Consider the following 6,251-nt stretch of genomic DNA (forward strand, 5'->3'; position numbering starts at 1 on the left):
ACGAAATCTAATTAATTAATTTTTTTTGCAGCTCAAGCGGCAATTGCACATTTACTTTAAAGCCTTTGCCCGGCGAAGTTTCAAAACTTACTTTTCCGTTGTAAGCAGTTGTACGGTTTTTAATATTTGAAAGCCCGATGCCTTTTTTTATTTCGTCAAATGCTGCACCTACACCATCATCACTAATGTTCAGTACAAGCTGGTCATCCATTATACTCAGGTTGATAAAGACTTTAGTTGCGGACGCATATTTCATAATATTATTCAACTGCTCCTGAATAATTCTAAAAACAGTTAGCCCTACAGGATAAGGGATAATCTCTTCTATAATATTGTGTTTGAATTCAATTTTAAAAGCAAGTAACGAATTTATTTCATCTACAAGGTTTTCAATGGCAATTATCACTCCCATATCATCAATATGCGATGATACAATATTGTGCGTAAGCTTGCGTATTTCATCAACGGCTTTCATTATTAAATGCTGCCCCTCTTTTACCAGCTCCAGCGATTTTTCATGGTTGCCAATTCTAACCAAACCAAGATGGATATTGGCAGCAGCTAATATTTGATTTACATTATCATGCAGTTCCCTGCCAATCTCGTTCCTTTCTTTTTCCTGGCTTTCTATAGCTGTTTTTAAAATTACCTTTTGGGTTTGCTCTTTTTCAAATTCCAGCTTTTTTTGCAGCATAACCTGTTCGGTAACATCCTGCATGGTTCCAATCATACGGTAGGGCATGTTTTTTCTGTCTCTTAATACAAAGCCCCTGTCGTAAATATGTTTGTAAGTTCCATTGGCACATCTAAACCGGTATTGTTCACTCCATTGGTCTGCGGAGTTTTGCATTAATTCTGTCATTCTTTTATTAATTCTTTCCCTGTCTTCGGTATGCACATTATTAATACGCCAGGAGTCGTTTTTGCTTACTGCATCATGATAGCCAAACATTTTTACCTTTTCATTCCAGAAAATTTCGTGGGAGTTTATGTCCCAGTCCCACAGGGCATCGTTAGTTGCTTTAGAAGCGTAAATAAAACGTTTATTTATTTCTTCTAACTTTAGCTGGCTTTTTTTCCTTTCAATACTGTATAAAATAGTTTTCAAAAGTAATTTTTCTTCAAATTCTCCTTTAACTAAAAAATCCTGTGCGCCTGCCTGTACTGCCTGTAACGAAAGAGAGGTATCGTTGGTGCCCGAAAGTATTATAATGGGCACATCGGGTATTATAGCCTGGATGGTAAGAAATGTTTCCAGGCCATTGCTGTCGGGCAGGTTAAGGTCGAGAAATACAACTACCGGCTTTACAGTTTTGAGGCTTTCGATGGCGTTAGTTAACAATCCTTCGTTAAGGCTGTATTCTGCCGACCAGCCTGCTGTCTCCAACTGGTCTTTAAGCAGCATTAAATCTCCGGGATTATCTTCTATAATAAATGTTGTGTTACCGTAGCTCATTAACTGTTTTTTTTATTATTTGTATAAACAGTAGCAAGAGTGAACCAGAAGTTTTTTATTTCAATAACTGCTTTGCTGAAATCATTAAAATTTATTGGTTTGGTTATAAAACAATTTGCATGATTCCGGTAAGACTCCAGAATATCGATATCATCGGAAGAAGTGCTGAGCATAATAACAGGAATAGTTTTCAGGTCATTATCTTTTTTAATCATGGTTAATACCTCTTTACCATTTATTTTAGGGATGTTAATATCCATTAAAATTAAATCTGGTCTTTCGGCACCTGATAATTTATTTCGCTGGTATAAAAAATCAAGAGCTTCTTCTCCATCTCTTGCAATAGAAATTGGGTTGCTAAGGCCCGAGCTTTTAAAAACTTCCTGTGTAAGTACAATGTCTCCTTCGTTATCTTCTACTAAAAGGATGTGTGCGTTTTTCATAATTTTTGTTTTTTAGGGATTGAAAAATTAAATGTACTGCCTGTGCCAGATTCCGATTCTACTATAAACTTTCCGCCATGTTTTTCTACAATTTTTTTACAGATGGAAAGGCCTACTCCGGTGCCTGGGTAGGCTGCTTTATTATGAAGTCGCTGAAAAATAATAAAAATCTTTTCAAAATAATTACTGTCTATACCTATCCCATTATCTTTTACGTAAAATATATAATGAGTGGATTCATCATTATAACCAATTTCAATTTCTGGTGTTCTTTCACTGCGGTATTTTATGGCATTGCTGATAAGATTTTGAAAAAGCTGTACCATTTGTATCTTATTAGCCTGTATTACAGGAAACGTGCCAGCTTTAATTTTTGCATTGCTTTCTGTAATGGAAGCCGCAAGATTTAACTTTACCTCCTTAATAATTACATTGATATCTACGGCATCGTTTATCTGCTTTTCAGTACCTATTCTGGAAAAGGACAGCAGGTCCAGAATAAGTGTTTTCATCCTCTCTGCTCCATCAACTGCAAAATCAATATACTGTTTTGCAGTTTCATCTAATTGTGGTTTATATTTTTTATCAAGTAACTGCATAAAACTGCTTACCATTCTTAATGGCTCCTGTAAATCATGGCTGGCTATGTAAGCAAATTGTTCTAATTCTTTATTAGAAGAGGTTAATTGTTCGTTTAAAACCTTCAGGTTTTCTTCGGCTTTAATATGATCTGTTATATCAATTGCAATGCCACCCAGTAGTGTTACATTATCGCTTATTTGTAAAGGAAATTTAAAAACTTTAAGAGTTATACTGCTGCCATCTTTATTTACCGATGGTTCAATTGTTTCCAATATTTTATTGGTGTTAAAAACAATATCGTTATTGCGTTTATATTCTTCCGCAATTTCATGGGGAAATAATTCGTAAAAACTTTTACCTTCTAATTGTTGATGACCATTATTACCAGCACTATTTTTATAAAATGTTTTTAAATAATTTGCATTGGTAAATTGATAAACAGATTTATTATCTACGATCCATGCCATAGCAGGCGTATGATGCATAAAGGCCTGAAACTGTTTCTGCATTTTATTTAAATCGGCTTCGGCATTTTTTCTATCCGTAATATCTGTATGCGTACCAATAATTTTAAGTGGCTTACCGGCACTGTCTTTCTCAATAACAACTCCTCTGTCTAACACCCATTTTATTGTTCCATCCTTATGAATCAGCCTGTATTCCAAAGCATGGCGGTCTATAATGCCTGCCTTATATTTTCTATCATTTTCTTCAAGTACATACCTGTCTTCTTTAATGGTGGAATTCCACCACAGCTGTTCAATATTTTGAACACCATCATTTCTAAAAGCTGCCAGGTTTTGATTTGTATTGGTAAAAATTGTTTTTTGGGCAATAAAATCATGTTCCCATACATTGTCACCAAGAGAGGCGAGGGCTAATTGAAGTTTTTGTTCGCTTTCTGTTTTGGCCAATATTTTTAATTTTTCTTCAGCCCGGCTTCGTTTTTCCTCAACAGTATTTAAATATTTTGCAGTTAATGATATAACAACAAGGCTTACCAATAAAAAAGAAGTAGCAAACAAAGCAATACCAAAATCTTGTGTAACTAAATTATGCCAGTGAAGTTGCAAGCGTAAAAATCCAAGTACAATTATAATAACCGCTGTTATCGGAAATAATTTTCGGGCCATTATGCTGCCAAGGCTTTTTCCGGTAAACGTACCAGTTACACCTAATGAAAAATTAATAAGCGAAGCTGAAATTGAAATAAGAAAAAATAAAACAGAAGTGTTTAGTGCCATTGATGCAAGAAAAGATAACCTGTGAAACTCAGGCACATTAAAAAGGTAACCAATTATGGCTATAAAAGCGATAAGGGTTATTGCATGCAAAGCATATTGTGCCAAAAGTTGAAATCTTTTTTTTGCAGATGCGATTGCAATAAATGCAAAGGCACAAAGCAAAAAACAAAAAGTGGTTGTAATAGCCATTCTCCCCGGAAATGGATCATTGGCAGCTTTTGCAACAACATCTTTTATCAATAATTCATCTAAACCTGTATTATAGTTAAACACTGTTTGGGTAAAAGTGATTACTGCAATAAGGGTTACAATTGTAGCTATGCTTATTATAAAAAACTGGTGCTTTTTTGTTTTTTTGGTGAGGAGAAAGAGTGCAGTTGCAATAAGTATAAAGCAAATAGCCGTATTAAATTTCATTGTTGGTAAACCTGTAATAACAGCCTTCAGGTTTTCATTGTTGGTAAACCAGCCTGTAATTACAAGCATACCAGTAATTATACTGAGTATTGAAACGGCTTTTATATAGGATTTATACTGGTACAACTTAGCATTTTACTGCGAAAATATTAAATGTATGATTTTATTCTAATAAAAAACGGTTTAAAACTATCGAGAAAAGGCATTTGTACAATATAAAACTAATAATTAGAACTTCTACTACAAGCCTGTAGTAATTGAACTACAAAAAACATTGTAATGTTGTTTTGAATGTTTAATTACTGTTAGCTAAAACAAAATAGATTTAAATGACTTTGTAGAAAATATTTTTTAAAAAATTGTATTAAAAAAAAGATTGCACCTTAATGCAACCTTTTGGAAAAGGCTAGAGGATAGGAAAGCGGGACTAAGAGCATACAAGGTAGAAAATATAATCTGTTATTTTTTAAATATTTAGGATTTGAATAAAATATTATTAGTAAGTGAGCGTAGTAAAATTAAAAAATAAGATACTAAATTTTTGAAGCATTCTATTTTTGTTTCTTGAGTTTTTTCTTCTCCTTTACAAACAATCCTGCCGTGTACTTATCATATAACTCAAATAAAAACTCAATCCGTTTGGTTTCATTTATAAAGGGCTGGCTTCGGTAGCATAAATCTACTGCTTTATCTAAAGCATTATGTGCTTTTATCAATGCTGGCGGCATGGTATTGGGGTCGTATAAATCTGCAAGGCTACTATTAGGAAAACTTGCTCTTGCATCCACTACCGCTTGTGCTGCTTTATCAACTGTTTCTTTTTGTTTTGCCGTTGGATTTTCTGGCCAAGGGAAGTTATTGTAAACTATCCCGGCTGAGTATTGAAATCGGCTCTCTAATCTTCCGCAAGTATATTTCGTCCATGCCATATGCATTTCAGACATCAGCACTCCAAAATGCCATAGTGTACCATTTGGAAGTATTTGAAGTTTATTGCTAGGTATGGTATCTTTATTAAGGAACCCAATAGGTATATAATTTCTCCTTTCTGATGAAACTTCAGGAATGGCAACAAAAGATTCAAAATTGTCCGACTCTCTAAAAAGCCAAGGAGTTTTTGCCATTTCCCTTGTCTTAGGATCGGAACTTACCTCTCTCATCTTTTTAACTCCTTCAAGTCTTTCTAAGACCCTAGGCAACTTCCGCAATGTTGTGGGATTAATATCTACTAACCAAAGGCAAAACCTTTCAATTCCTTGAATAAATTCTTGCCCGCCGAGAAATTTTTTGATATAAGGAATTGCTTGCGGCTCTTTAGATATTAGCTCTTCCATTTCTTCTTTTGAAAGAAGCAAGAAACCTCCATCTGTGGGTTGATTTCCTTTTCCAATTTTGGGTACATTACAAATCGGTTCTCCTCTTCGCTTTAAGAAAATATTATTGCCCTCAACTAAATAGGGATTGATTTTTGAAACCCTTAGTTGGTGAGGTTCACTCTTTAAATTGTTGTATTCAAAAATACTTTTCTCGGGATTGTCAATACATGCGAAACCAATAATAACAACATGAACCCCTGCATTACCTTTTGCTTCATTACTCCAGCTAAATGTTTTGTGAGCAAAGTTAATTTTGATTTTATATTTATTGATTAACTCATTCCATAAAATTCCCACCTGCTCTCCTTGAGTTATAGAATTAGTACTAACAAATGCGGTTTGTGTTTTAGGCAAACTTTTTTCTACTGTTGAATAATCTTTCAACATATATTCTGCAGCTTTGATATACCAACATGAAACATAATCTAACAGACCAGCAGAATTTACTCCCTGAAATATGTTTTCAATATCCATTCTCTGCTCATCATTTTGCCATGTCTTACCTATAAATGGAGGATTGCCTAATATATAATGATACCTCGGCTGCTCTTTCTCCCAAGGCATTGGTTCTATCAGGCTTTGCCAATCGGTACGCAATGCATTGCCATGTACAATGGTGGCACTCTTTTTTAGCGGTATGCGTTTATAATATTCGCCAAAGTTTATGCTTGCCTGTTCATTCATCTGGTGGTCCATCAGCCACATGGCTACGGGTGCTATCTGGCTGGCAAAT

General features: G+C 34.6%; 4 protein-coding genes. All 4 read right to left on the reverse strand.

Features of this window, described 5'->3' with window-relative positions; all coding sequences use genetic code 11:
• Nucleotides 1-7: 7 nt before the first annotated feature.
• Nucleotides 8-1,456 (reverse strand): sensor histidine kinase, encoded by a 1,449-nt coding sequence (locus ACY651_RS08320; RefSeq protein ID WP_462251596.1) that lies wholly within the window; start codon nucleotides 1,454-1,456, stop codon nucleotides 8-10.
• On the reverse strand, nucleotides 1,456-1,899 hold the full coding sequence (locus tag ACY651_RS08325) for a response regulator (protein ID WP_462251598.1): 444 nt from the start codon (nucleotides 1,897-1,899) through the stop codon (nucleotides 1,456-1,458). The genes ACY651_RS08320 and ACY651_RS08325 overlap by 1 nt, the downstream gene beginning before the upstream one ends.
• Complete coding sequence (locus tag ACY651_RS08330) at nucleotides 1,896-4,211, reverse strand: sensor histidine kinase (RefSeq protein WP_462251600.1); 2,316 nt, start codon at nucleotides 4,209-4,211, stop codon at nucleotides 1,896-1,898. Before ACY651_RS08330 ends, ACY651_RS08325 begins: the two co-directional genes overlap by 4 nt.
• 482 nt (nucleotides 4,212-4,693) lie before the next feature.
• The coding region (locus ACY651_RS08335) for a type IIL restriction-modification enzyme MmeI (RefSeq protein ID WP_462251602.1) at nucleotides 4,694-6,251 on the reverse strand (1,558 nt) is incomplete at its 5' end.

The sequence above is a fragment of the Ferruginibacter sp. genome, from assembly GCF_031391665.1.
In the GTDB taxonomy this organism is placed as follows: domain Bacteria; phylum Bacteroidota; class Bacteroidia; order Chitinophagales; family Chitinophagaceae; genus Ferruginibacter.

Excerpts from the sequence above, each read along its gene's own strand:
- ACY651_RS08330 (WP_462251600.1), bottom strand. The coding sequence starts at position 4,211 with ATGCTTGTAATTACAGGCTGGTTTACCAACAATGAAAACCTGAAGGCT.
- ACY651_RS08320 (WP_462251596.1), bottom strand. The coding sequence starts at position 1,456 with ATGAGCTACGGTAACACAACATTTATTATAGAAGATAATCCCGGAGAT.
- ACY651_RS08325 (WP_462251598.1), bottom strand. The coding sequence starts at position 1,899 with ATGAAAAACGCACACATCCTTTTAGTAGAAGATAACGAAGGAGACATT.